The sequence below is a fragment of the Algihabitans sp. genome (assembly GCF_965226985.1).
GTDB lineage: Bacteria > Pseudomonadota > Alphaproteobacteria > Kiloniellales > DSM-21159 > Algihabitans.
The window spans coordinates 773,787-799,125 of sequence record NZ_OZ245712.1; the positions used below are offsets into that span (position 1 = coordinate 773,787).

At 64.9% G+C, this 25,339-nt stretch carries 27 protein-coding genes, 1 tRNA gene and 1 pseudogene; 9 read left to right on the plus strand and 20 right to left on the minus strand.

Annotated elements, in window-relative coordinates:
* Nucleotides 1-93 precede the first annotated feature (93 nt).
* Together ACO054_RS03355 and ACO054_RS03360 are read right to left on the minus strand one after the other, a co-directional pair.
* A complete protein-coding gene (locus ACO054_RS03355) occupies nucleotides 94-1,395 on the minus strand; it encodes a DNA polymerase IV (RefSeq protein WP_421709033.1) in 1,302 nt (433 codons plus the stop codon).
* Nucleotides 1,373-2,305 (minus strand): ROK family protein, encoded by a 933-nt coding sequence (locus tag ACO054_RS03360; protein ID WP_421709034.1) that lies wholly within the window; start codon nucleotides 2,303-2,305, stop codon nucleotides 1,373-1,375. Before ACO054_RS03360 ends, ACO054_RS03355 begins: the two co-directional genes overlap by 23 nt.
* 190 nt (nucleotides 2,306-2,495) lie before the next feature.
* Between ACO054_RS03360 and ACO054_RS03365 the strand changes: the two genes are divergently transcribed.
* Both ACO054_RS03365 and ACO054_RS03370 read left to right on the plus strand, forming a co-directional pair.
* Complete coding sequence (locus tag ACO054_RS03365; RefSeq protein WP_421710325.1) at nucleotides 2,496-2,894, plus strand: response regulator; 399 nt, start codon at nucleotides 2,496-2,498, stop codon at nucleotides 2,892-2,894.
* Between the two features lie 50 nt (nucleotides 2,895-2,944).
* A complete protein-coding gene (locus ACO054_RS03370; protein WP_421709035.1) occupies nucleotides 2,945-4,363 on the plus strand; it encodes a PleD family two-component system response regulator in 1,419 nt (472 codons plus the stop codon).
* A 134-nt stretch (nucleotides 4,364-4,497) separates the two neighbouring features.
* Here ACO054_RS03370 and rpmG read toward each other — a convergent pair whose 3' ends face one another.
* The 14 genes from rpmG to rpsF all read right to left on the minus strand — a co-directional run bounded on the left by rpmG (nucleotide 4,498) and on the right by rpsF (nucleotide 17,069).
* On the minus strand, nucleotides 4,498-4,665 hold the full coding sequence (rpmG, locus tag ACO054_RS03375; RefSeq protein ID WP_421709036.1) for a 50S ribosomal protein L33: 168 nt from the start codon (nucleotides 4,663-4,665) through the stop codon (nucleotides 4,498-4,500).
* A 111-nt stretch (nucleotides 4,666-4,776) separates the two neighbouring features.
* Nucleotides 4,777-5,517 carry an SDR family NAD(P)-dependent oxidoreductase gene (locus ACO054_RS03380; RefSeq protein ID WP_421709037.1) on the minus strand — a complete coding sequence of 247 codons (741 nt, stop codon included), beginning with the start codon at nucleotides 5,515-5,517 and terminating at the stop codon, nucleotides 4,777-4,779.
* On the minus strand, nucleotides 5,514-6,035 hold the full coding sequence (locus tag ACO054_RS03385) for a DUF2937 family protein (protein ID WP_421709038.1): 522 nt from the start codon (nucleotides 6,033-6,035) through the stop codon (nucleotides 5,514-5,516). Before ACO054_RS03385 ends, ACO054_RS03380 begins: the two co-directional genes overlap by 4 nt.
* Complete coding sequence (gene purF / locus ACO054_RS03390) at nucleotides 6,032-7,510, minus strand: amidophosphoribosyltransferase (RefSeq protein ID WP_421709039.1); 1,479 nt, start codon at nucleotides 7,508-7,510, stop codon at nucleotides 6,032-6,034. Before purF ends, ACO054_RS03385 begins: the two co-directional genes overlap by 4 nt.
* A 51-nt stretch (nucleotides 7,511-7,561) precedes the next feature.
* Nucleotides 7,562-8,215 (minus strand): CvpA family protein, encoded by a 654-nt coding sequence (locus tag ACO054_RS03395; RefSeq protein ID WP_421709040.1) that lies wholly within the window; start codon nucleotides 8,213-8,215, stop codon nucleotides 7,562-7,564.
* Between the two features lie 6 nt (nucleotides 8,216-8,221).
* Nucleotides 8,222-9,628 (minus strand): DNA repair protein RadA, encoded by a 1,407-nt coding sequence (gene radA / locus ACO054_RS03400; RefSeq protein ID WP_421709041.1) that lies wholly within the window; start codon nucleotides 9,626-9,628, stop codon nucleotides 8,222-8,224.
* A gap of 100 nt (nucleotides 9,629-9,728) precedes the next feature.
* Entirely contained in the window at nucleotides 9,729-10,520 is a 792-nt protein-coding gene (locus ACO054_RS03405; protein WP_421709042.1) for an ABC transporter ATP-binding protein, read from the minus strand.
* Nucleotides 10,517-11,293, minus strand: a complete 777-nt coding sequence (locus ACO054_RS03410; protein WP_421709043.1) for an MlaE family ABC transporter permease — start codon at nucleotides 11,291-11,293, stop codon at nucleotides 10,517-10,519. The genes ACO054_RS03405 and ACO054_RS03410 overlap by 4 nt, the downstream gene beginning before the upstream one ends.
* Nucleotides 11,290-12,450 (minus strand): alanine racemase, encoded by a 1,161-nt coding sequence (alr, locus tag ACO054_RS03415; protein WP_421709044.1) that lies wholly within the window; start codon nucleotides 12,448-12,450, stop codon nucleotides 11,290-11,292. The genes ACO054_RS03410 and alr overlap by 4 nt, the downstream gene beginning before the upstream one ends.
* 6 nt (nucleotides 12,451-12,456) lie before the next feature.
* On the minus strand, nucleotides 12,457-13,977 hold the full coding sequence (locus tag ACO054_RS03420) for a replicative DNA helicase (protein ID WP_421709045.1): 1,521 nt from the start codon (nucleotides 13,975-13,977) through the stop codon (nucleotides 12,457-12,459).
* Nucleotides 13,978-14,152: 175 nt separating this feature from the next.
* Nucleotides 14,153-15,412 carry a class I SAM-dependent methyltransferase gene (locus ACO054_RS03425; protein WP_421709046.1) on the minus strand — a complete coding sequence of 420 codons (1,260 nt, stop codon included), beginning with the start codon at nucleotides 15,410-15,412 and terminating at the stop codon, nucleotides 14,153-14,155.
* Between the two features lie 306 nt (nucleotides 15,413-15,718).
* Nucleotides 15,719-16,321, minus strand: a complete 603-nt coding sequence (rplI, locus tag ACO054_RS03430; RefSeq protein ID WP_421709047.1) for a 50S ribosomal protein L9 — start codon at nucleotides 16,319-16,321, stop codon at nucleotides 15,719-15,721.
* 26 nt (nucleotides 16,322-16,347) lie between these two features.
* Entirely contained in the window at nucleotides 16,348-16,605 is a 258-nt protein-coding gene (gene rpsR / locus ACO054_RS03435; RefSeq protein ID WP_119167952.1) for a 30S ribosomal protein S18, read from the minus strand.
* A 5-nt stretch (nucleotides 16,606-16,610) separates the two neighbouring features.
* Nucleotides 16,611-17,069 (minus strand): 30S ribosomal protein S6, encoded by a 459-nt coding sequence (gene rpsF, locus ACO054_RS03440; protein WP_421709048.1) that lies wholly within the window; start codon nucleotides 17,067-17,069, stop codon nucleotides 16,611-16,613.
* A gap of 417 nt (nucleotides 17,070-17,486) precedes the next feature.
* On the opposite strand from rpsF, the gene fabD reads away from it, so the two are divergent.
* The 6 genes from fabD (at nucleotide 17,487) to ACO054_RS03470 (ending at nucleotide 22,532) form a co-directional block, all read left to right on the plus strand.
* On the plus strand, nucleotides 17,487-18,434 hold the full coding sequence (gene fabD / locus ACO054_RS03445; protein WP_421709049.1) for an ACP S-malonyltransferase: 948 nt from the start codon (nucleotides 17,487-17,489) through the stop codon (nucleotides 18,432-18,434).
* A gap of 22 nt (nucleotides 18,435-18,456) precedes the next feature.
* The gene (fabG, locus tag ACO054_RS03450) at nucleotides 18,457-19,194 is read left to right on the plus strand and encodes a 3-oxoacyl-[acyl-carrier-protein] reductase (RefSeq protein ID WP_421709050.1); all 738 of its coding nucleotides are present in this window, start codon (nucleotides 18,457-18,459) and stop codon (nucleotides 19,192-19,194) included.
* 267 nt (nucleotides 19,195-19,461) lie between these two features.
* Nucleotides 19,462-19,701, plus strand: coding sequence for an acyl carrier protein (locus ACO054_RS03455; protein WP_119167956.1), 240 nt, complete (start codon nucleotides 19,462-19,464; stop codon nucleotides 19,699-19,701).
* Nucleotides 19,702-19,777: 76 nt separating this feature from the next.
* Nucleotides 19,778-21,046, plus strand: coding sequence for a beta-ketoacyl-ACP synthase II (gene fabF, locus ACO054_RS03460; RefSeq protein ID WP_421709051.1), 1,269 nt, complete (start codon nucleotides 19,778-19,780; stop codon nucleotides 21,044-21,046).
* A gap of 15 nt (nucleotides 21,047-21,061) precedes the next feature.
* Nucleotides 21,062-22,048, plus strand: coding sequence for an endolytic transglycosylase MltG (gene mltG, locus ACO054_RS03465; protein ID WP_421709052.1), 987 nt, complete (start codon nucleotides 21,062-21,064; stop codon nucleotides 22,046-22,048).
* A 226-nt stretch (nucleotides 22,049-22,274) separates the two neighbouring features.
* Complete coding sequence (locus ACO054_RS03470; RefSeq protein ID WP_421709053.1) at nucleotides 22,275-22,532, plus strand: hypothetical protein; 258 nt, start codon at nucleotides 22,275-22,277, stop codon at nucleotides 22,530-22,532.
* Between the two features lie 22 nt (nucleotides 22,533-22,554).
* Here ACO054_RS03470 and ACO054_RS03475 read toward each other — a convergent pair.
* The 4 genes and pseudogenes from ACO054_RS03475 to ACO054_RS03490 form a co-directional block, all read right to left on the minus strand.
* A pseudogene (locus ACO054_RS03475) lies at nucleotides 22,555-22,986 on the minus strand (cyclophilin-like family protein).
* A complete protein-coding gene (locus ACO054_RS03480; RefSeq protein ID WP_421709054.1) occupies nucleotides 22,880-23,503 on the minus strand; it encodes a hypothetical protein in 624 nt (207 codons plus the stop codon). The pseudogene ACO054_RS03475 and the gene ACO054_RS03480 overlap by 107 nt, the downstream one beginning before the upstream one ends.
* Before the next feature lie 126 nt (nucleotides 23,504-23,629).
* The gene (locus ACO054_RS03485; protein ID WP_421709055.1) at nucleotides 23,630-24,133 is read right to left on the minus strand and encodes a Panacea domain-containing protein; all 504 of its coding nucleotides are present in this window, start codon (nucleotides 24,131-24,133) and stop codon (nucleotides 23,630-23,632) included.
* A 97-nt stretch (nucleotides 24,134-24,230) separates the two neighbouring features.
* Nucleotides 24,231-24,315: transfer RNA gene (locus ACO054_RS03490), tRNA-Leu, on the minus strand.
* Between the two features lie 169 nt (nucleotides 24,316-24,484).
* Between ACO054_RS03490 and ACO054_RS03495 the strand changes: the two genes are divergently transcribed.
* Entirely contained in the window at nucleotides 24,485-25,312 is an 828-nt protein-coding gene (locus tag ACO054_RS03495) for an SDR family NAD(P)-dependent oxidoreductase (protein ID WP_421709056.1), read from the plus strand.
* Nucleotides 25,313-25,339 lie beyond the last annotated feature (27 nt).

A 25,339-nucleotide genomic window follows, 5' to 3' on the forward strand; every position in this document is an offset into this window, starting at 1 on the left:
CGCCTGAGACGTGAATCGCCCTCTAAACTCTATGATGAGAGGGCGATCGCTGAGGATGGAAGCGGTGTCGACTCCCTTCGGGGCGATCTCGTTCTAGCTTCGTTTGGGCAGACTGCGGCCCTTGACGATGGCTTGATCGCCCAGCTTAGCCCGGACCGACTCCATGGCCTGCTCGACCTTGGCGTGACGCTGGCTCTCCGGTTCCAATAGGCTCGGCGGGTCGGCCTGGTCGCCGTCGACCAAACCGTCGGCACCGATGCCGATCAGCCGGAAGCGCCGGCCGTCGATTTCCTGTTCGAGCAAGGCATGAGCTTCCCGGTAGAGCCGCTCGGCCATTTGGGTTGGTTCGGCGAGCCTGCGGCTTCTGGTCAGAGATCGGAAATCCGCGGTCTTCAGCTTGAGTGTGACGCCTTGCGCCGCGACTTCGGCCCGCTTGAGACGGGCAGCCACCCGTTCGCAGAGAGGCCAGAGACTAGCCGCCAGATGATCGAGCCGGTCCCTGTCGGTCTCGAAGGTGGTTTCGGCCGAGATCGACTTCGTCGGCGCATTGGGCTCGACCGGCCGGTCGTCTTGAGCGCGTGAGAAGCGGTAGAGACGACGGCCCATGGAACCGAACAGGCCGACCAATTCTGCTTCTTCGTAGATCCGCAGATGCGCGATCTTGGTAATGCCGTGACGCTCCAGCGCGCGTTTCAGGCTCGGACCGACGCCCCACAGCAGGCCGACGGGTTTGTCTGCGAGAAAGTCCTGCGCCTCGCCGGCGCCCAAAACCGCGAAGCCGCGCGGCTTGTCCAGGTCGCTGGCGATCTTGGCCAGCAGCTTGTTGGGCGCGAGGCCGATCGACACCGTCAGGTTCAAGCTTTGCTCGATCCGGCGCGCCAGTCTCGCCAGGGTTTCGGCCGGTGGCGCCTGATGCAGCGTCGCGGTACCGGTCAGATCCAGGAAGGCTTCGTCGATGGAGAGGGGTTCCACCAGGGGCGTCAACTCCAGCATCATCTGCCGGATCTTCTGCCCTTCCTGGCGATACTTCGCCATGTTCGGACGGATGACCACGGCATCGGGACAGGCGCTCAGTGCCTTGAACATCGGCATGGCCGAGCGCACTCCGTAGAGCCGAGCAACGTAGCAGGCCGCCGCCACGACGCCGCGCCGCCCGCCGCCGATCAGCACTGGTTTGTCGCGCAGCTCTGGCGCATCGCGCTTCTCGATGGACGCGTAGAAGGCGTCACAGTCGATATGCGCGAGTCCCAGCTCGTGTAGCTCCGGATGGGCGACGAGCCTGTGGGACCCGCAAGCCCGGCATCGCGCAGTCTCGCTGCGACTGGTGGCCTGGGACCAGGCGAAGCAGTCGCGGCAGAGCAGATGCCAGGTTTTACCTTCCGCTGGAGCGTTCATCGACTGCATCGTTCATCTGGACGAAGCCCGGCGGCCACAGCCAGGCCGCACCGCGCACACCACTGTCATCGCCGTGTAGAGCCGGCCGAATGGGCGTTTCGAAGACATCCGAGAACACATAGTCCGCCATGATCTCGGACAGGCCTTCGTAGAGGGCGGGGACCCGTGACAGCCCGCCGCCGAGTACGAGGACATCCGGGTCCAGCAAGTTGACGACAGTTGCGAGTGCACGGGCCAGCCGGTGGCGATAGCGCGCCACCGTGGCCTGCGCGGCCGCCTCTCCGTGCTCCGCGCGCGCGACCAACTGCTCGCTCGTCGTCGCCTCCCCATAGTCGGCTGCCAAGCCTGGACCGGACAACCAGGTTTCGATGCAGCCGGTTCGGCCACAATAACAGGGACGCCCGGGCAACTCGCTCTGGTCTGGCCAGGGTAGGGGGTTGTGGCCCCACTCACCGGCGATTGCATTGCGTCCCCGCCGGAGCTGACCGTCAATGACGATCCCGCCGCCGACCCCGGTTCCCAGAATTGCCGCGAAAACCGACTGGGCGCCTTTGGCCGCGCCGTCCACCGTCTCGGAGAGTGCGAGACAGTTCGCATCGTTCTCGAGCCGAATGGGGCGTTTCAGGACGTCGGCGAGGTCCTTGTCGAAGGCTTTGCCGATCAGGTGAGTCGAGTTGGCGTTCCTGATCAGCCCGCTTTGCGGCGAAACTGCACCTGGACACCCGATGCCGACGCTGCAGGGCTCGCCGGCGACCGCTTCCAATTCGTTAACCATGTTCCGAATGGTTGCAAGCGTCGCTCGGTAGTCTCCCCGCGGCGTGGGGCGGCGACGGCGCAGAACCTCTCTGCCCGAATTGTCTAGAACGACACCGGAAATCTTCGTACCGCCAAGGTCCAAACCGATGCGCATTTCTGTCCCATTCTTATACCTCGCCCCCGATCTGGGACGGGATCTTACTTCTTGTTAACGACTTTCATGCGAAATGTTGCATGCGAATTCCTGGTGGACACTGGTGTGAAGTGACCGCCCAGCGTACACTCGTCCACTGATTGAGGCAGAGAGCATGGCAGCGATTACGGCGACGATACCCGGGGGGGCGATGCAGACCGAAGTTGAGACGACCGGAAATCCTGATGCCAAGACCGTTCTGGTCGTTGAAGACAACGATCTGAACATGAAGCTCTTCCACGATTTGTTAGAAGCGCATGGTTACAATATCTTACAGACAAAAGACGGCATGGAGGCCTTGCGTCTGGCGCGCAAGCATCAACCCGATCTGATCCTGATGGATATTCAGCTGCCGGAAGTCTCCGGCCTGGAAGTGACCAAATGGATCAAAGAGGACGACATCCTCAAATCGATCCCGGTTGTTGCCGTGACCGCTTTTGCAATGAAGGGCGATGAGGAAAAGATTCGGGAGGGCGGCTGCGAGGCCTACATCGCAAAGCCGATCTCTGTGACGAGTTTCCTGCAGACGGTCGAGCGTTTCCTTAACTAACTAGCGGGCGGCTGGCGCTAGCGGCGCTTGCAGCCGGACGGCACTATCCCATGAGTGCGCGGATTCTGGTCGTCGACGACATCCCCACGAACGTCAAACTGCTCGAGGCACGTTTGACGGCGGAGTACTTCGACGTCCTGACGGCAAGCGACGGCCCGACCGCGCTGGCGCTCGCTGCCAGCGAAGCACCCGATCTGATTCTACTCGACGTGATGATGCCCGGCATGGACGGGCTCGAGGTCTGTCGCTGCTTGAAGGCGGATAGTGCGACCCGTCACATCCCGGTCGTCATGGTCACGGCCCTGACCGACGTCGGGGACCGGGTGCGCGGTCTCGAGGCAGGTGCCGACGACTTTCTCTCCAAGCCGGTGAATGAAGTCGCGCTTTTCGCGCGCGTTCGCTCGCTGGTGCGACTCAAGATGCTGACCGACGAGTTGAGGACGCGTCAGGCAATGTCGGGCGAGGCCGAACTTCTTGAGCAGGTCGGCGAGAGCGGCGAGGGCGCCGCCGGGTCGATCCTGGTAATCGACGCCAACGTCCGCGGCGGCGATCGCATGAGGAGCTATCTCGAAGAGGCTGGCTACGACGTGCTGGTTTGCACCTCCAAGGACGCCGCTCTCGAAATCTGCCAGACCGACCGGTTCGATCTCATCATCACGGCGATCGAGATCGCCGGCGAAGACGGCCTCAGGCTTTGCAGTCAGTTCCGCAGCCGCGAGGCGACGCGCTACGTTCCGATCCTGATGGTGCTCGAGGACATGGACCTCCAGCGTCTTGCCAAGGGCCTCGACCTCGGTGTGACCGACTACGTGGTCAAGCCGGTCGATCGCAACGAGTTGGAAGCGCGGGTTCGCACTCAGATTCGACGCCGACGGTATCACGACCGGCTGCGGTCGGTGCTCGATCGCAGTGTCAGCATGGCCTTCACCGATGGGCTGACGGGGATCTACAACCGCCGCTACATGAGCGCGCATCTCGATCGGAAGCTGATGGAGATCGCTGAGACCGGCAAGCCCGTGTCGATCATGCTGTTCGACATCGACCACTTCAAACTGGTGAACGACACCTACGGCCACGCGATCGGCGACGAGGTGCTGAAGGCCGTGACCGACCATGTGTCGGAGAGCGTGCGTGAAACGGATCTGCTCGCGCGCTACGGGGGCGAGGAATTCGTCCTGGTCATGCCCGCCACCGACGTCGAGATCGCCCTCAAGGTCGCCGACCGTATTCGCGAGCGCCTCAGCCACCAGACGATTCCCGCCGGTGCTGCCGGGTCCAACGTGACCGTGACGATCTCAGCCGGTGTCGCCTCGACGTTCGACCCGCTGGAGACGCCAGATGCTCTCTTGAAGCGGGCGGACCAAGCGCTCTATGCGGCTAAGCAGAACGGCCGCAACCTGGTCTTCGGCGTCAACGGCCCGGCCACACCGGACGCCAAGCGCGCCGCTCGGGCCGCTGTGGGCGATTGATCCTTTATACACCAAAGTAATCCGACCTGCGAAGTCGGTTCGAGGTTCTGTCGTTCTGCCTCGATGCCGGCAAAATACAAATGGCCGCCTTTACAGGCGGCCATCTTGATTTGAATAAGACCGCTGTTCGCGGACTATTTCATCTTGGATTCTTTGAACTCGACATGCCTACGCGCCTTCGGGTCGTACTTGCGCATGGTCATCTTCTCGGTGATGTTCCGCGGATTCTTCTTCTTGACGTAGAAGTACCCGGTATCGGCGGTACTCACCATCTTGATCCATTGAGTAATCGGCTTGGCCATCGTGACCTCCTGAAGCGCGGCGCGGCTGAACGCGCTTGGTGAAATCGGCTGATGCCGGCTGTGATCCGGCGGGAATTCGAGGTCGCGAAGATAGCCACGCGCGCCGGTCTGTCAAGGCGACTCGGCATTCGCCGCGTTCCCCTGCGTCATGGTGCTTTGCGTGCCGTCAGCGAGCCGGTCGAGAATTCTGGCGGCCTCGGCTTCAGGATCGGTCACGCTTTCCGGGTCTTCCCCGGGAAAAGCCTGAGCGCGCAGGCGGGTACGCAAGGGGCCGGGCGCGACACAGGTCACGGTGATCCCGAACTTCGCAACCTCCTTGGCGTAGATCGCAGCCATCCGCTCCAAGGCGGCTTTGCTGGCCGCATAGGTCGACCAGTAGGCGGGCGCCTCTGTTGCGACGCTACAGGACACGAGAAGCGCCGTCCCCTTCGACTGCCGCAGCAAGGGATCGAGTCGCGCGAGCAGGCGCTGGTTGGCGTCGAGGTTGACTGCGAAGGTGTCCCGCCAGGTCTTCTGCGCTACATGGCCGATGGGGGAGAGGCCGCCCAACACGGCTGCGTTGCCGATCAGCAGGTCCAGCCGGCCATGCCGTTGAACGAGCGCTGAGGGCAGCGCGTCGATCCGCTCGCCGTCCTTCAGATCGAAAGGGACCAAGGTCGGGCGAAGCCCCCCGGCCTTCTGGATCGCGTCATCCAGATCCTCCAGGGCTCCCACGCTTCTGTCGGTTGCGCAGGCCACGACCTGCGCGCCCTCGCGCCCGAGGCCGAGCGCCAGTGCGCGGCCCAACCCGCGTGAAGCGCCCGTCACCACCGCAACCTTGCCGGCAAACCTTTTGGCGGACTCGTCTGTCATCCGTTTCGCTTCAAACCTCGATCTCCTCGTGGCGTGCCGAACAGGGACCGGCCCACTCCCTCCAGGCCGGCGAGAACCGCCAGACCGAACAACAGTCCGACCGCAGCATAGATCAGTCCCTCCGGCGATACTGGCAGGGCCGGGACGAAATCCCTCATGGTCGCTTCTGCGAGGCCGCGGTCGAAATGCTCGGCAAAGACCTGCGGCCGTTCCAGGGGGCGAGCCACGCTCAAGGCCGCGTAGGCCTCGCGCAGCGCATCGCGGGTCTGTACCGCTTCCAGTGCCCTTTGACCAGCTTCCTGGGCGCGCGTGGAGGTGTCGGCGAGGGACAGCGCGATGTAGTCGTCCAGACCTTCCCCCCGTGCCGCCGCGTCGGCACGGACCCGTTCCACGGCTGAGATCGCTTGGTCCAGCCGGCCTCCCAGTCGTTGCAGATATTGAGCGTAGAATGCGGGGGCCTGTCCGGCGGCCAGTGCGCCCGCACCTCCGAAAAGAGCGTTGGCCAAACGGCCGATCACGCGCTCGTCAGCTCCTTGAACAACAGCGGCTGCGGGCTGATCCGATCTTCCCGGTCGGTCAGACGGGTCGGATAGTCGCCTGTGAAGCAGGCATCGCAGTACTGAGGTTTCTCGGCATTGCGTTTGGCTTCGCCCATGGCGCGATACAGACCGTCGATCGATATGAAGGCGAGGCTGTCCACGCCGATGTGTGCGCTCATCTGCGCAACCGTCATGCTGGAGGCCAGCAGCTCGTCCTTGTCAGGCGTGTCGACGCCGTAAAAGCAGGGGTCGGTCGTCGGCGGTGCTGCGATTCGGAAGTGAATCTCGGTGGCCCCGGCCGCGCGCACCATTTGGACGATCTTCCGGCTGGTGGTTCCGCGCACGATGGAGTCGTCCACCAGCACCACCCGCTTGCCCTCGATCTTGGCGCGGTTGGCGTTGTGCTTCAGCTTGACGCCCAGATCGCGAATCTTCTGGCCGGGTTCGATGAAGGTCCGGCCGACGTAGTGATTGCGGATGATGCCCAGCTCGAAGGGTATGCCCGCCTTCTGGGCGTAGCCGAGCGCCGCCGGCACGCCCGAATCCGGAACCGGGATGATGACATCTGCGTCGACCGGGCTCTCAGTGGCCAATTCGGCCCCGATTCTCTGCCGCGAGTCGTAAATCGACCGTCCCTCGATAATCGAGTCGGGGCGTGCGAAGTAGATATGCTCGAAGATACAGAAGCGTCGGGGCTGCTTCGGAAAGACCTGCTGCGCCGTCAGGCCGTTCTTGTCGAGAATGATCAGCTCTCCAGGTTCGACGTCGCGGACGAATTCGGCCCCGATAATGTCGAGCGCGCAAGTCTCTGAGGTGATGACGTAGGCCTGCTCCATCGGCAGTCGGCCGATCACCAGCGGGCGTACCCCCAGGGGGTCGCGCAGGCCCACCACCATGTCCTCGCAGAGTGCGACCAGGGAATAGGCTCCCTCGACACGCGAAAGCGCATGGACCAGCCTTTCGATGACCGTGGAGTCGGTCTGCAGGGCCATCAGGTGAATAATCACCTCGGTGTCCATCGTCGACTGGAACAGCGCGCCGCGCTGAACCAGTTCCCGGCGCAGCGTCGAGGCGTTGGTGAGGTTTCCGTTATGGGCGAGAGCGAAACCGCCGAAAGCCAGCTCGGCGAACAGCGGCTGCACGTTTCGCAGTACCGTATCTCCGGTGGTGGCGTAGCGGTTGTGCCCGATCGCGGCTCGGCCCTTCAGGCTGCTCATCACGTTTTCGCTGCCGAAGATGTCGCCGACATGGCCCAAGCCGCGATGTGCGTGAAACTGCTGGCCGTCGAAGGAGACGATGCCGGCCGCCTCCTGCCCTCGGTGCTGAAGGGCATGCAGGCCTAGAGCGGAGAAATTCGCCGCCTCCACGTGGCCCCAGATGCCGAAGACGCCGCATTCTTCGCGGAGTTTGTCGCCGTCCTGGCGAGCGGTCTCGAAGGGATGGGTCGTGATCATGCCGTCGGGCCCTCGGGCCTCCGCGTTTCGCCCCCGCGAGCGGGGCCTCAGTTACTGCCGCTGTTCGATCAGCTGCTCCAGACGCTGCCGATCCTGCTCGTTATACTCTGTCGCGGGGCCGTTGGCACGACCGCCGCTGTCTTCGGTACCCGGCTGGATCGGCGGCACGAACGGTTGCTCCGGCGCTGTTGCCCCTTCCTCCTCGAGCCGGCGTTGATAGTCCTCCGGCAGCAGGCTGGCGAGGGTTTCCGCGCTGGCTCTTACCAGAGATAAGGACCGGGCCTCGTTGATCCAGGCCGGGCGGTCTTGCGGGGGTATGAGCCATGCGTATCCCAGCCATAACGCGCTGATCGCAACGACACCGCAGCCCAGGCCGAAGATCAGGCCCAATGTGCGATCCAATGCACCTAGGGCGGAGGCCCGGACGGCCTTGGAGACGAGATAGGCGCCGACAATGAAGACCACCAGCGACACCAGGAAAAGCGCCAGCCCGGCACCGACCGAGGCGAACAGCCCGGCGCCGATCAGCTCCGCCGCGAAAGGTTCGGCGACGGGATAGAACAGAATGGCCACGGCGATCGCGCCGGCCCAGGCAGCGATCCACAGGATGGCGTAGACGAAGCCGGCCAGCAGTCCGATGATCGCCGCGAGACCGACCGTCACCAGCACGATCAGATCGCCGATATTGATGGGCAGTCCTTCCACCTTGCCTCAGACCTCCGCGATCCGATTGGGCGGTGTCGACTCCAGGAAGAGTTGCACCAGGTCCCCCAAGGCAGCGATGTCCTCCACGGCGATGCCCTCCGGCGGTCGGGTTTTCCGGCCGCGTGCCGACGGACAGAGCGCCCGGGTGAAGCCGAGTTTGGCGGCTTCCTTCAGGCGCAGGTCGGTCTGACCGACCGCGCGTACTTCGCCTGACAGCCCGACTTCGCCGAAGACCACCGTCTCGGACGGCGCCGGTCGATCGCTGATGGCCGACAGCAAAGCTGTGGCGACAGCCAGATCTGCCGCCGGTTCGGCAACGCGCAGTCCACCGGCGACGTTGAGATAGATGTCTTGGCCTGCCGTCGAAACCCCGCAACGTGCCTCCAGAACCGCCAGCACCATGGCAAGGCGGTTGCCGTCCCAGCCCACCACGGCGCGCCGGGGCGTACCGAGCGGCGAAGGGGCGACCAGAGCCTGAATCTCGACCAGGACCGGGCGTGTACCCTCCAAGCCGGCGAAGACGCAAGCGCCCGATATCTCGCCATGACGTTCCGCTAGGAACAGCTCCGATGGGTTGGGAACCTCGATTAGTCCGCCATCGGTCATCTCGAACACGCCGATCTCGTCGGTCGGTCCGAAGCGGTTCTTCACCGCGCGCAAGATTCGGAACTGGTGCCCGCGCTCGCCTTCGAAGGTCAGAACGGTGTCGACCATGTGTTCCAGTACCTTGGGGCCGGCAATCGCCCCCTCCTTGGTGACATGCCCGACCAGGAGCAGGGCGAAACCGCGGCGTTTGGCGACGCGGATCAACTCCTGCGCGCTGGCGCGAACCTGGCCGACCGTTCCCGGCGCGCTGTCCAGGTTGTCCACGTACATGGTTTGGATCGAGTCGACCACGACGACGTCCGGCGTCTCCGGCCGATCCAGGGCCGCCTTGAGCTCGCGCACGTTGGTGGCCGCCGCCAACTCGACGGGCGCATCCGATAGGCCGAGCCGCTCCGCGCGCAGGCGCACCTGCTCGATGGCCTCTTCGCCCGAGACGTAGGCGCAGCCGGCTGCCCCGCCCTTCGAGAGAGCGGCAGCGGCCTGCAGAAGCAAGGTCGACTTCCCGATGCCCGGATCCCCGCCGATCAGGACAGCGGATCCGCGTACCAGTCCACTCCCCAGCACGCGGTCGAACTCCGCGATCCCGCTGGCCTGGCGCGGCGCCTGACGCTCCTGTCCCTTGAGCGGAACGAAATCGACACCGCGACTCGACCGCCCGGCCTTGCCGCCGAGGCCTCCGGGCGTGGCCTCCGGCAGGGCTTCTTCGACGATCGTGCTCCACTCGCCGCAGGCCTCGCAGCGGCCGGCCCACTTTGGGTAGCTGGCACCGCAGGACTGACAGACGTAGTGAGTGGTGCGTTTCGACAAGGCTACAGCGGCTCTCGCAGGTGCAGGGTGGGTTTCGAAGTCGGCTTCGAAACAGACCACTGCAAGAGGGGGCGGCGTCGGGCGCCCCTTCAACGACAGTCTAGAGGAAGTGATCCTGGATCTGCATCTCGATCGGGCCGTCCGGCCGGCCGTTGATGAACTGCTCGACATAGGGATTGCCACAGGCTTCGACCTGGTCCGTTGCACCGTCCCAGATGATCCGGCCTTCGAACAGCATCGCCATGCGGTTCGAGATGCGCCGGGCACTGGCCATATCGTGGGTAATGGTCAGGCCCGTGGCGCCGGCGGCGTGTGTCACCTCGACGATCAGCTTGTCGATCTTTGCCCCCATGATGGGGTCGAGACCGGTCGTCGGCTCGTCGAAGAAGATGATTTCCGGTTCGGTGGCGATGGCGCGCGCCAGCCCGACGCGTTTCTTCATTCCGCCGGACAGCTCTGCGGGCATCAACGCGCCGACCTCCGGCTGGAGACCCACGTCGACCAAGCGTTTGATCGCCACTGCCTTCGCCTCGCGGCGTGGCATCTGCTCACCCTGCATCAGCCCGAAGGCGATATTTTCCCAAACGGAGAGAGAGTCGAAGAGGGCTGCCGACTGGAACAGCATTCCGATCTTATGCCGTACCGCCTCCAGATCGTCGCCGCTCAGACCGACGATTTCCTCGCCGTCGATCTTGATCGAGCCGGACTGCGGAGACAGGAGCCCCAGGATGCACTTCAACAGAACCGACTTTCCGCTGCCGGATCCGCCGATGACCACCAGGGAGTCCCCGCTGGCGATATCCAAGTTGACGCCCTGCAAAACCTTGTTTTTGCCGAAGGAGACATGCAGATCGCGGATCTGGATCTTGGGGAGGGAGGTCGCTGCCGTCATCGCGCGAAGAACAGTTCGGTGATCAGATAGTTGAAGCTGAGAATCAGGATCGAGGCCGAAACCACCGCGTTGGTCGTGGCGGCACCGACACCCTGGGCGCCGCCGCGCGAGTGGAAGCCGTTGTAGCAGCCCATCAAGGCGATCAGAAAGCCGAAGACGGCGGCCTTGACCAGTCCGGAGAAAACGTCCTGAAACTCTAGGAATTCAAGAGTATTCGTGATGTAGGTCGCGCCGTTGAAGCCGAGTTTGTAGACAGAGACCAGATAGCCGCCGAAGACGCCGATGATGTCGGCGATCAGCACCAGAACCGGCAGCACGGCGGTCCCTGCAAGCAGGCGCGGCGCGATCAGATACTTGAAGGGATTGGTTGCCAGGGTCGTCAGTGCGTCGATCTGCTCCGTCACCCGCATGGTGCCGATCTCGGCCGCCATGGCCGCGCCGACCCGGCCAGCCACCATCAGACCCGCCAGAACCGGGCCCAGCTCGCGGGTGATCGAGACCACCACCACGTTCGGGATCGCGGATTCGGCAGAGAAGCGCGCGAAACCGGTATAGCTCTGCAGCGCCAGCACCATACCGGTGAAGATCGCCGTCAGGCCGACCACCGGAAGCGAGTAGTAACCGATGTCCACCATCTGACGCAGGACCATGCGCGGATAGAAAGGCGGCCTGAAGCAGTGGGAGACCGCCTGCCCGGTGAAGATCGACAGGCGACCGGTTGCGTTAAGAAAAGCCAGGAACGTCCGACCGAGCGGCTGCAACACCGGAATCACGCAGCACCCTCCAGATAAACGCGATGGTAGCGGCGGCCGAGCGAGGTCAGAATCTCGTAGCCGATCGTCCCTGCGGCCTGGCCGACGGCATCGACGGTCAGGTTGCTGCCCAAGAGCTCCGCAAAGGCGCCGGGGCGGGCCGCGGCCTCAGGAACGGCCGTCACGTCGAGCGTGATCAAATCCATGGAAACACGCCCCACCACCGGTACGTTTTGCCCCCCGACGAGGGCGTAACCGCAGTTCGAGAGAGACCGCAGATAGCCGTCGGCGTAACCCACCGCCACGGTGGCTATGCGAGTCGGGCCCTTCGCCCGCCAGGTCGCACCATATCCGACGCCCCGAAGGGCGTCAATTTCGCGAACCTGTAAGATTTTTCCTTTTAACCGAACCACTTGGCGCATGGGATTGGGGCGATCTCCCGTCGGATTGATGCCGTAGAGAGCGCTGCCGGGCCGAACGAGGTCGAAGTGATAGTTCCGCCCGAGAAAGATCCCCGCCGAGTTGGCGAAACTTGCGCCTGCGCGCCCGGTCGCCGCAGCGAGATCGCGGCGCGCTGTCAGGAATTCCGCGAGCTGCTCCTCACTTTGGGAAGAGTTTGGGTCGTCGGCAGAGGCCAAGTGGCTCATCAGATAGGAAAGGGCGATGCCTTGGGTGCGCTCCGGTTCCGCCGTCAGGACCGCGAGTTCGCGGATGTCGAGTCCCAGGCGGCTCATGCCGGTATCCACCTGCAGGGCTGCCTGAGGTCCCTGTCCGGTCGGATCCGTCTCTGCCGTGCCCGCTCCCGCCAGGGTTTGCCGCCAACGGCTCACGTCCTCGAGGCTGTTTAGGACTGGCCACAGGCCCTGAGCCAGGTAGTCCGTCTCCGCACCGGCCATCAGTCCGTTGAGAACGTAGATCGCGGCTTCCGGCAAGAGGCGGCGCAGCGTCAGCGCCTCGTCGAGATGTGCAACGAAGAAGGTACGGGCGCCGGCGGCCCAGAGGGTCGGCGCCGCTTCCGCGAGTCCCAGCCCGTAGGCGTCGGCCTTGACCACGGCTGCCGCCTCGGCCGGCCGCGTCTCTGTGGCGAGACTCCGCCAGTTGGCGGCCAGCGCCGGCAGGTCGATCTCCAGGATCGCTCCGGCCCGGGCGGCTGGATCGGACGCGGTAAGGCTCGGCATAAAGGGTCAGTAGTGCTCCGGCAAGCGGTCGTCGTCGGCTAGATTCGAGAAGCGCACACGATCCGGATTGAAGTGAAGCGTCACCGTACCGATCGGGCCGTGACGTTGCTTGGCGATGATGACATCCGCCTTGTTGCGCGCCCGCTCGACCCGTTCGCTATAGCGGTCGAGCCGTTCCTGATACTTGTCTGTCGTCTCGTTCAGGCGCTGGGTCGGCTCCTCACGCTCCAGATAGTAGTCCTCCCGGTAAATGAAGGTCACCACGTCGGCATCCTGCTCGATCGATCCCGATTCGCGCAGGTCCGAGAGCTGGGGGCGCTTGTCGTCGCGGTTCTCAACCTGGCGCGAAAGCTGGGACAGAGCCAGGACGGGCACGTTGAGTTCCTTCGCGACGATCTTCAAGGCGCGGGTGATTTCGCTGACCTCCTGAACGCGGTTGTCCAACCGCATGCCGGCGGGAGGCTGCAGAAGCTGTAGATAGTCCAGCACGATCATGCTGAGGCCGACCTGACGCTTGAGCCGCCGTGCCCGGCTGCGCAGGGCGCCGACCGTGATGCCCGGCGTATCGTCGATGTAGAGCGGCAGGCGTTCGAGCTCGCGGTGCACATCCAGCACCCGCCGCATCTCCTCCTCGTTGAGCTGGCCCTTGCGCATCAGGTCGCTGCGCACGTCCGCCGCCTCCGCGATGATGCGAGAGGCAAGCTGTTCGGCCGACATTTCGAGGGAGAAGAAGGCGACGACCTCCGGCCGTTCAATCTCGTTGCCGTCGGCATCGACGTCCACGCGTTTGCTGCGGGCCGCGTTCACCGCCATGTTGGTGGCCAGCGCGGTTTTGCCCATGGAAGGGCGCCCGGCTAGGATCAGCAGGTCCGAGCGGTGCAGTCCGCCCAGCATCTCGTCCAGGTCGTCGAAGCCGCTGGTGACGCCGACCAGCTTGCTGTCCCGTTTGTAGGCGGCCTCGGCCGCCTCGATCGCTTCGGCCAAGCCGCTTCGGAACGGCTGCAGCCCGCCCTCGACCTGGCCCTGTTCGCTAAGCTTGTAGAGTCGCTGCTCGGCGGTTTCGATCTGATCGAGCGCCGCGACCTCCAGGTCGTGCCGGAAGGCCTCGTTGACGATCTCCTCGCCCAGGTCGATCAACTGCCGGCGCAGAAAGAGGTCGTAGATCAGTTCGCCGTAATGGCGGGAATCGATCGTGACGTAGGACGCTTGAAGCTGCGCCAGATACTCCGCGCCGCCCACGTCGGCTAGGTCGCCGTCCTGGTCGAAGACGTTGCGCAGCGTGATGGCATTGGCCTGCTGGCCGCGCTCGATCAGCTTACGACAGGCCTCGAAGATCCGCGCATGGGCGGGGTCGGCGAAGTGCTCCGCGTTCAGATACTCGGAGACGCGCTCGAATGCGTGGTTGTTCGCCAGAACGGCGGCCAGCAGCGCCTGCTCGGCCTCGATGTTGACGGGCGGCAGACGGTTGGCGCTCTCCGCCAGCCCGGGCAGCTGAGCGACGGTCGCGTTAGGTGCGTTCGCGTTCATGGGACGCGACAGTAGCGCCCCGACGTCCGCTGTGCAGCCCCTGCGACCCTGTGGATAGGGTGTACAGCGGGAGAAAGACCGAACACTGCAAGCTCGGTCCAGGGTGCCCCGCGCGGCGAAGCGTAAGTGTTGGCCGAGCGGTCGCGCTCTAAACCTATAACCAGAGTAGGATTGTCTACTCTGCGGCGTGGGCTGGCTTGGCGGGAGCCCTCCGCCTCTCACTCTTGCCGAGCCGCTGGTGCTCCCAATCGAACAGGTAGTCGCGGGTGATCGGCAGCGCCTCGACGTCTCGAGCCATTTGAAGCTGGAAGACCATTTGGCCCATCTGCCGGAACGAGAGCTCGCAGCCCACCAAATAGAATTCCCACATGCGACAGAAGCGTTCGTCGTAAAGCGCTGCCGCCTTGTCCCAGTTGGCCATGAAGCGGTTATGCCAATCCCGCAGTGTCTTGGCGTAGTGCAGGCGCAGGATCTCGATATCGGCTGTCCAGAGCCCGGATCGTTCGACGGCCGGCAGGACTTCGCTCAGCGACGGTGTGTAGCCGCCTGGGAAGATGTACTTGCGCAGCCAGGGATTGGTCGCGGTCGGCGCGTGTGTGGACCCGATCGAGTGGACTAAGGCCACCCCGTCCGGCCGCAGCAACTCCGCGATGCGGTCGAAGAAGGTGCGATAGTGGGCCGGGCCGACATGCTCGAACATACCGACCGAGACGATGCGGTCGAAGCTTCCCTCCAGATGGCGGTAGTCGATCAACTCGAAACGCACGCGCTTGTCCAGTCCACGTTGCCTGGCGCGTTCCCGGGCAAGCGCGAGTTGTTCGGTCGAGAGCGTGATGCCCAAGACTTCGGCCTCGGCGGTCTCAGCCAGGTAGAGGGCCAGCCCGCCCCAGCCGCAGCCGATGTCCAGGATCTTCAGGTTCGGCCGGTCGAGCTTCAGCTTGGCGGCGATGTGGAGCTTCTTGTCGCGTTGCGCCTGCTCCAGATCCGTCGCCTCTGTCGCATAGTAACCGCAGGAGTACTGACGGTCGGCGTCGAGGAAGAGGTCGTACAGTCCGCGCGACAGATCGTAGTGGTGGTGGACGTTCTTCCGCGATCGGTCGACGGGATTGAACGATACCAGCCTGCGCAGGGCCTGTTCGGCGATCTCCAGCCAGCGGAAGAGACCGTGGTTTTCCAGGTGGCTCATGTTGCCGATCGCCAGGGTGAGCAGGGCTTCCAGGTCGCCCTCCTCGATCACCATGCGGCCGTCCATGTAGGCTTCGCCGAAGGCCAGCTTCGGGTTGACCAGCAGTTTGCGCTCTGTGGCCCGGTCCGTCAGTCGGACGCCGATAGGTTCGCCGTGACCGTCGCCGTAGCGCCGTTTCCGACCATCGGCATAGGTGATCGTGAGATCGCCCCTGCGAATGACCCTTGCGAATAAGCGGTGCGTCAGCATCGCCGGACCCTCCGACGCCAACGGGTTGGCCTGCCCGCAGGTACTGCCCCGTACTTGAAACCCCGTACTTGAAACCCCGTGCTTGAAACCCCTTACGCGAACCCTTGGCAGGTCGAAGCCCTGTAGCGGGCATAGGGCCTCGAGCCGTCAAGCTGGGGAAAATGTTAGCGATCCATCAATCTGCCTGTCCAGGGCATGTCATAAAAATGCATTATAACAAACAAGAGACCCCGCCTCGGCGTTCGAGGCGGGGTCTTGTTTCGACTGTCCGGCGGAGGGCGGCCCGACGGAAGCAGGTCAGGCAGATCAGGCGTTGAGCCGCTGGTCTGCTTCCTCATCGCCCTCGGCGTCATCGTCGGCAGCTTCAAGCTGCTCCTCAAGGGCAGCTTCCGCTGCGGCCAGGGCTTCTTCCTGTTCTTCCGGGCTGACCGCTTCACCGATGGCCGCCTGGGTTTCGGCCTCTTCGTTGGAGCGGGCGATGTTCGCCGTGATGGTGATGCTGACCTCCGGATGCAGGCGCACCCGGATGTCGTGAAGACCCAAGGTCTTGATGGGCTTGTCCAGAACGATCTGGCCACGAGCCACGCTGACGCCGTTTTCCCGGATCACCTCGGCAAGGTCGCGGGAGGAGACCGAACCGTAAAGCTGCCCGGTCTCGCCGGCCTGACGGATCAGGATCACCTGTGCGTGGTCGATCTTCTTGGCCACGGCCGCGGCCTCGTCCCTCCGCTTGAGGTTTTCCGCCTCCAGGTGCGCACGTTGGCTCTCGAAGTAGGTCAGATTGTCCTTGGTCGCCCGCAGCGCCTTACGCTGGGGGAGCAGGAAATTGCGCGCGAAGCCGGGCTTGACGCGAACGACGTCGCCCATCTGCCCCAGCTTCTCGATGCGCTCGAGTAGGATGACTTCCATGTCTTTTGCCTTCCTGGGTCCGCCGCCTACTGGATCACGTAGGGAAGCAGGGCGAGGAAGCGGGCGCGCTTGACGGCGCGGGCCAGCTCACGCTGCTTCTTGGCCGAAACCGCGGTGATGCGGCTGGGCACGATCTTGCCACGTTCAGAAACGAAGCGCTGCAGGAGGCGCATGTCCTTGTAATCGATCTTCGGCGCATTGGGGCCGGAGAAGGGGCAGGACTTGCGGCGGCGGAAGAAGGGCCGGCGCGGGCCGGCGCTCTTGCTGACGATTTCGACGGCCATGTCGCTTACTCCCCGGCTCGGTTTTCAGGACGCTCGTCGCGGTCGCGGCGCGGACCACGGTCTCCGCCTCGGTCGCCACGGGGACCCCGGTCGCCGCGATCTCCACGATCGCCGCGCGGTCCTCTCCGGTCGTCCCGGCCGCCGCGGTTCTGGAGAACGGCTGAGGGTTCGGGATCGAGCTCCTTCACCCGTACGGTGAGGTAGCGCAGGATGTCCTCGTTGAAGCGCATGATGCGCTCGTACTCGGTCACCGCCTCGGCCGGGGCGTCTAGATTCATCAGGACGTAGTGGCCCTTGCGGTTCTTCTTGATCTTGTAGGCGAGGTTGCGCAGGCCCCAGCTCTCGCGCTTGGCGATCTCGCCGCCGCCCGCCTTGATGACTTCGGCCAACTCGTCGGTCAGCTGTTCGACCTGCTGCGCGGACAGGTCCTGGCGCGCGATGACCACGCTTTCATAATAAGGCACCGATGGACTCCTTTCGGCTGTTTCATGGACCGGCGCCCCCCGAAAACGGGCGGCCGTCCCGGTCCTAGCCGACTGCGTGCATCCCAAGCGCTTGGGCGAGCGGCAGACGGCAAGGAGTTTCCCGCCAGACCCTGCGGCAGAGGCCTCCGGCTGGCGGGAAGCGCGGAATATAGCGATTGGCCGACGGTGTGCAAGTCCGACGATTCGGCCCTGCAAGGCGGCTCAGTAGGTCACCGGCGCGGCAGGCAAGAGGCTCTCGATCGCTCCGGCTGTCTCGGGGTCCTGAGCTTGACCCTGAGCTTGACAGGGTAACGGGGCAGGGTAGACATACCCGCCCTCACAGACGCCTGCAGGCCGGACTCATCTTCGGATTGCAGCCGTAACCATCAGATTCGAGAGCTTCCTTCAAGAAAAGCGATGCCAAAACGCGCCTTTATCTTCCCCGGCCAGGGAAGCCAGCAGGTCGGCATGGGCCGTGACCTAGCCGAAGCCTTTCAGACCGCCCGCCTGGTTTTCGAAGAGGTGGACGATGCCTTGGGACAGCGCCTCTCCCGGCTCATGTTCGAAGGGCCGGAGAGCGATCTCACGCTGACCGAAAATGCGCAACCGGCGCTGATGGCCGTTTCCCTGGCCGTGACCCGTGTGATCGAGCGCGACGGCGGGACGCCGCTGTTCGAGCTTGGGGACTTCGTCGCCGGTCACTCACTGGGCGAGTACTCGGCGCTGGCCGCGGCCGGCAGTCTGGAGCTGGGCGATGCCGCGCGTCTCTTGCGGCAGCGCGGCCAGGCGATGCAGAAGGCAGTGCCGGTCGGTGCCGGCGCGATGGCCGCCATCCTCGGCCTCGATCTGGAAAGTGTGCGAGACGTGGCGCAGGAGGCGTCGCAGGCGGGAGAGATCTGCGTCGCGGCCAACGACAACGCGCCGGGGCAAGTGGTGGTTTCGGGCGACAAGGCGGCCGTCGAGCGCGCAGTGGCTCTGGCGGCCGAGCGCGGCGGCAAGCGCAGTGTAATGCTGCCGGTTTCCGCGCCTTTTCATTGCCCGCTGATGGCACCGGCCGCCGATGTGATGGCCGAGGCGCTGGCCGCCGTGACCCTGGCGCCGCCGCAGGTCCCCTTGATCGCCAACGTGACGGCTCGGCCCTTGCAGGATCCGGAAACGTTGCGCCGCCTGCTGGTTGAGCAGGTCACCGGTCTGGTGCGGTGGCGCGAATCGGTCGAGTTCATGCGCGACGAGAGCGTCGAGCTACTAGTCGAATGCGGTGCCGGTAAGGTGCTGACCGGTCTTGCGCGCCGGATCGACCGGCAACTCTCGGCTCAGTCGCTGAGCGGTCCGGCCGATATCGAGTCCTTTCTTGGTAGCCTTTAAAAGCTTTTAGGAGCGTAAGCGGATGTTCGATCTCAGCGGTAAGGCCGCACTGGTCACCGGCGCGACCGGCGGTATCGGCGCTGCCATCGCGCGCAGTCTGCACGCCCAGGGCGCCGCCGTGGCGCTGTCGGGGACCCGGGTCGAGGTGCTGGAGACGCTGGCCGGCGAAATGGGTGAACGGGTCGCCGTCACGCCCTGTAATCTCTCCGATCCCGAGGCGACGGCCGCCCTGCCAGGTCAGGCGGAAGCTGCGCTGGGCGGTCTGGACATCCTGGTCAACAACGCCGGGCTGACGCGCGACAACCTGGCCCTGCGCATGAAGGACGAGGACTGGCAGACGGTCCTGGACGTCAATCTGACGGCGGCCTTCCGCCTGTCGCGCGCCGCTCTGCGGGGCATGATGAAGCGACGCTGGGGGCGGATCGTCAATATCACCTCGGTGGTCGGCGTCACCGGCAATCCGGGACAGACCAACTACGCGGCCTCCAAGGCCGGTCTGATCGGTATGTCCAAGTCCCTGGCGGCCGAGGTCGCAAGTCGCGGCATCACCGTCAACTGCGTGGCTCCGGGATTCATCGAGACGGCCATGACGGGCGTTTTGAGCGACGAGCAGAAGCAGCGCATCCTGACAGCTGTGCCGGCCGGCGCGCTGGGGACTCCCGAAGACGTCGCTGCGGCAGTTACTTATCTGGCATCCGGAGAGGGCGGCTACGTCACTGGGCAGACCTTGCATGTGAACGGCGGAATGGCGATGTTATGACCGCATCCGGAGGGGCAATCGCGGAATTTCCAAGGCGTCTGTAGGCCGATTGGCAAAGCTGGGAGCCTGTGTTAAGAGGCCTCGCCTCAAGACCGGTGAAAAGTGAGCGAGGGTCTGCGGAGTCGCACCGCTCCGGCGGCGACTGAGGCCTGAAGCGATGACGGCCTGAGACGACTGAGGTCCAAGTCGAACGGAAATTTCCGGAACAGACGTGTATAGGGGGACGAGGGGTTCGGCCTCCCGGGGAATCGAGAAGGTGAGAGGGTTATGAGCGACATCGCGAACCGCGTGAAGAAGATCGTTGTAGAGCACCTCGGGGTCGAGGAAGAGAAAGTCACCGAGAGCGCCAGCTTCATCGACGATCTGGGCGCCGACAGCCTCGATACGGTCGAGCTGGTCATGGCCTTCGAGGAAGAGTTTGGCTGCGAGATTCCTGATGACGCCGCCGAGAAGATCGTGACCGTGAAGGATGCGATCGACTTCATCCAGGAGAACGCGGAGTCCTGAGCCCCGGACCCGGCGCCCTCGCAGGTCGCGAAGGCGCCGCCCCGCGGGCCGGCTTTGCGTTCCGGTATAGAGTGATATGAGACGCGTCGTCGTAACCGGTTTAGGGCTCGTAACGCCCTTGGGCACAGGTGTTGACCATGTCTGGCAGCGCCTGCTCGCAAGCGACTCCGGCATCAGCGCCATCCAGAACTTCGACGTCTCCGACCTGACGTGCAAGATCGGCGGCCAGCCGCCGCAGGGGGAGAAGACCAGCGGCGGCTTCAATGCGGACGAGTACATGCCGCAGAAGGAACAGCGGAAGGTCGACCGCTTCATCATGTACGGTGTCGCCGCGGCGCAGGAGGCGCTGGAAGACGCCGACTGGATGCCGAGCGACGAGGAGTCGCTTGAGCGGACCGGCGTCATGATCGGCTCGGGGATCGGCGGGCTGGAGACGATCTGCGAAGGCGCCGTCACCGTGCATGAGCGTGGGCCGCGCCGGCTCTCGCCCTTCTTCATTCCGGCGGCGCTGATCAACCTGGTCTCCGGCCACGTCTCCATCCGCTACGGCTTCAAGGGGCCCAACCACGCCGTGGTGACCGCCTGTTCGACCGGTGCGCATGCCATCGGCGACGCGGCGCGCCTGATCGCGCTCGACGATGCCGACGTGATGATCGCCGGCGGGGCCGAGGCGGCGGTGAACCGCATTGGCGTGGCCGGTTTTTGCGCCTCGCGCGCGCTTTCGACCAACTACAACGACACCCCCAACACGGCGTCGCGTCCCTGGGACAAGGGCCGCGACGGCTTCGTCATGGGGGAAGGGGCCGGCGCGCTGGTGCTCGAGGAGCTCGAGCACGCGAAGAAGCGCGGGGCGCATATCTATGCCGAGGTGACCGGCTACGGCCTCTCCGGCGACGCCTATCACATCACGGCACCGCCGGAGGACGGCAACGGTGCCTTCCGCTCCATGCGTGCCGCGCTGAAGCGGGCGCAGCTCGACCCCTCCGAGGTCGCCTACGTCAACGCCCACGGCACCTCGACGCCGCTTGGCGACGTGATCGAGTTGGGCGCGGTCAAGAAGCTGTTCGGCCCGGCGGTCGAGACAGTGTCCATGTCCTCCACCAAATCGGCGATCGGGCATCTGCTGGGCGCCGCCGGCGCGGTCGAGGCGATCTTCTGCACCCTGTCGATCCGCGACGGTGTGGTGCCGCCGACGCTCAATTTGGAAGATCCGGCCGACGAAACCGATTCCGTCGACCTCGTTCCGCTGCAGCCGAAGGAGCGCCCGGTGCGCCATGCGCTCAGCAACTCCTTCGGGTTCGGCGGGACCAACGCCAGCCTGGTCTTGAGCCGCTTCGACAGCTAGACGCCGGAGGTGCCCTTGAGGTTTCTGCGCCTCACTTTGGGTTTGGTTCTGGTGGCCGGTCTGACCGCGGCCGGACTCGTAGCCTACAACGGCTACGCCACTTTCACGCAGCCGGGTCCGCTGGACGCCACTCGTAGGGTGGTCGTTGACCCGGGCATGGGGCTGGAGCAGATCGCCGAGCGGCTGGCGGACGCCAACGTCATCTCCGCGCCGCTGGTCTTCCGTCTGGGCGCCAAGCTGACCGAGCAGGCAACCCGCCTGAAGGCCGGCGAGTACGAGTTCGCGCCCGGCGCCACGATGCAGGACGTGCTCGACCGCCTGAACAGCGGGGAGACCGTGGTGCGCCGCCTGACGATCCCGGAGGGACTGACGTCCGACGAGGTGGTCGCCCTGATCGAGGCGGCCGAAGGACTAGTCGGTGAGGTCCCGGAGGTGCCGGCCGAGGGCGCGTTGCTGCCGGAGACCTACCACTACGCCTGGGGTGACAGCCGAGCCGATCTGGTCGCCCGCATGCGGGCCTCCCTGCAGGCGGTGCTGGAGGAACTCTGGATCGGCCGGGCTGAGGGCCTGCCGCTGGAAACGCCGGAGCAGGCGGTCGTACTGGCCTCCATCATCGAGAAGGAGACCGGTGTCGCCGGCGAACGGGCGCTGGTCGCCAGCGTCTTCATCAACCGTCTGAACCGCGGCATGCGCCTGCAGTCCGACCCCACGGTCGTCTACGCGCTGACGGAGGGTACCGGGCCCCTGGGCCGGCCGTTGACCCGCGCCGACTGGGAAGTCGAGCATTCCTACAACACCTACCGGATCCCGGCCCTGCCGCCCGGCCCGATCGCCAACCCCGGACGCAGCGCCCTGGCGGCCGCCCTGAACCCGGCAGAGAGCGACTACCTCTACTTCGTCGCAGACGGGACCGGCGGGCATGCCTTCGCGACCTCCCTCGCCGAGCACAACCGCAACGTCGCCAACTGGCGCCGGGTTCGAGACGGCGGCCAGACCCAGTAGACGCCGAGACTCGATCGAGACCCGCCACCCCTACCATCCTGGCCGGCCAACGGCTGAACCGATGAAGGTCGGTTGAAGCCCGGCCGCCAACTTATTGTTTCGAGTGGGAAAAGTGTTGCACGCTAAAGTGTTGCCTGATCCGCTCGGCGGGCCTGCCGGTCAGGGTCGCGCAAAACACACCGACGCTCCCTCTTGATCCGCGCGGCACAGCCGCCACACTCTGGGCATGGCCGGTCTGCTCCCTCACGAAAAACACTTCCTGAGATTTCTCGGCGGTCACCTGGCCTTGGGCGTGACCGCAGCGGCCGCGCTGACCGGCCTGCTGCTCTACTTCGACCTCTTCAGCCTCTGGACCCTGGCCTCGACCCAGCGGGAAGGCTGGCTGGGGATCGTCATGATCTTCGCGGGCCTCGCGATCACCTTCGGCTCCGCCGCCATGGGCATCGGCATCATGAGCCGCGCCCGCTACGACGGGGAGGGGTAGGACGGGGAGAATCGCTCCCGGATCAGTCCGCCGCTTCGACCCGGACCGGCTCGCCGTCGGTCACAGCCGCCAGGGCGCGCTGATCCTCGCGCGCCCGGCCCAAGATGTTGACCGGCGTCACCAAGCGGATTTCCGAGTCATGGGAAACCGGTGTGCGCCCGTAGCCTAGGGCTATAGCTGAGCCCTGTACTCAGACCGCCACCTCACCCAGCTCGACCAGATCGCGCGCATCCGGCTCCACCGCGATCCCCTCCAGCGGCGCGGAGAAGTAAACTTCCTCTCCCCAGGCCTGTGCTTCTGACGTTAAGGGCAGGGCGGCCAGGATGGCCCGCCGACGCGCAACCGATTCAGTCGAACAGACCCTGTTGCGGCTGATCCGGCCTTGGCCGCGAGGGCTTCGGCTCCCTCTCGGCCATGAAGGCGTCGTAAGCTGCGGCAAACCGATCGAACGCACCCTTTAGCGCTGCGTCATCAAGCATGGGCAAGTCGTCGAACCCAAATACCTGAGGGCTCCGCTGCCCGTCTTCCTCGTCGGCGCTCGTGTCGAGGAGGTAGAGCCGGGCGCCGTCGAAGTCGTCCACAGCGAATGTCTGTTTGATGACCGAAGCTAAGATGCCGAGCTGCTCCTCCGTGAGGTCGAAAGTCTTCCACGGCTGAAGCCAGAATATGTGTACAGCCCCGTCCTTTACGAAGTAGAAGCGCGGCCGCACCGGGATTGCCAGGTCGCGACGGATCGGGAAAAGCCGGTCCTTCAACGGGTGGCAGAAGTACGACGCCCGCTGGGCGTCCTGCCAAAGGATGCCAACGACCTCGGCGTTGCACCGTGCGCCTAGCGGGACCCTGATCCGGCGGCACGCCTCAAGGGCGGCGTCGCGGGTGACCGAGCCACTGTAGAGAGGGAACGCCAACCGCCACGAGAGGTCGTAGCTAAACGGCGGGGTGCCTCTGTCGAGTCGGTGGAGCTGCCGCACCGTAGCCTCCACGGTCGGTCGGATGGACTTAGCTACATGAGGTAGCGATGGGAGACGCGAGTACGACATCTTGCGACTCTATGGAGGAGTCGCGGAGGGAGTCAAGGCAAGGAGAATCTCGCTCTGTCAGTGCTCGCCCTGGAGGTGGTGTCGGCGCATAAAGTGGTCCCGGATGCTCTCGTCCGTGATCCTCATGCCGGGGCTCGTAGAGCCGCCCGCTTCGTTCCAGAGCTGGTCCCAGGGGGAGCCCGGTTCGTGCGTCAGGTCGGACAGCCGAAAGGCGTGCAGGTGAGCGTAAGCGTCGAAGATCTGCCGAAGGAACGCCCGTTCCTCTGCGTCGAGTTCGTAGTCCGCCGGCAAGCTGGTCGCGGTAAGAGGGTCGAACCGGGTCGCCCTGTCTTGGATCGGCCTATCACCCGCTCCCTGGAAGCACTCGTAGACCGACCGCACCACAGGCCCGTGTTGCCACGCCTCGAACCGGCTCTTCACTAGTGGCTGTCCGCAGCGTGCGAGGTGCCAGCCGTGTGCGAAGTAGATTAGCTTGAGAAGAGACATGATCGTCATCGGTACGCCCCGCGAGTCGGCGTGGTCGAGGAAGAAGTTGGCGATCTCTCTGGCGTCGTGGGACATGTCACACTGGATCATACACAGGGGAGCCGACCGGCCAAATGCTGGGGCTGGCTGTGGGACTCGAAACTGCACGGGCCGAAGCTCAAGGAGCGAAGGGTGGTGGCCCCTGCGGGACTCGAACCCGCACGTCCGAAGACCCGGGATTTTAAGTCCCGTGCGTCTACCAGTTCCGCCAAGGGGCCGGCGTTTCGCCTCGGCGCAGTGTCGCGGCACCGAGGCAACCAAAACATGGCAAGCCGCCACGGGGTCGGGCAAGCCCTGCGCGCTCCGCACTTGGCCTCCAGTCGGGCTTGCGGCATAGCTTTCTACTGAAACGCAGACAAACGACTGCGAATAGGGGAGGTGCGGAGCATGGCCGGGCGGCTGCAGGACAAGGTGGCGATCGTGGTGGGGGCAGGCTCCAGCGGGCCTGGCTGGGGCAACGGCAAGGCGACGGCGGCGCTCTTCGCGCGGGAGGGCGCAAAGCTGCTCTGCGTCGACCGCGACGGCGCGGCGGCGGAGGAGACCGCCGGCCTCATCGCCGGAGAGGGCGGCACCGCCTCGGCCTTCGCAGCGGACGTGACCGACGGGGATCAGGTCGCGGCTATGGTCGCGGCAGCACGGGAGGCCGCCTGGAATGCGGAGGGCCGGATCGACGTGCTGCACAACAACGTCGGCATCGTCGAGGTCGGCGGACCGGTCGAGGCCTCCGAGGAGTCCTGGCAGCGGGTGATGGACGTCAACCTTACCTCCATGTTCCTGACCTGTAAGCACGTGCTGCCGGTCATGGAGGCGCAGTTCGAGGAGAACGGCCAGGGCGGTGTGCTGGTCAACATCGCCTCCATCGCCGGCATCCGCTGGGCCGGTGTGCCCTATATCTCCTACGCCGCCAGCAAGGCCGGCGTCATCCAGTTCACCCGTGCCGTGGCGCTGCAGTACGCGGCCAAGGGGATCCGCGCCAACTCCATCCTGCCGGGCCTGATGAACACGCCGATGATCCGCGAACCCCTGAAGGAGGTCTACGCGGAGGGCGATGTCGACAAGATGGTCGAACTGCGCGACGCCCAGTGCCCGACCGGCAAGATGGGCGACGCCTGGGACGTGGCCTACGCCAGCCTCTTCCTTGCCTCCGACGAGGCCAAGTACGTGACCGCCACCGAACTGGTGGTCGATGGCGGGATCACCGCGAAATTCACCTGAACGGGTGTTGGCGTCGGGCGCTTTTCG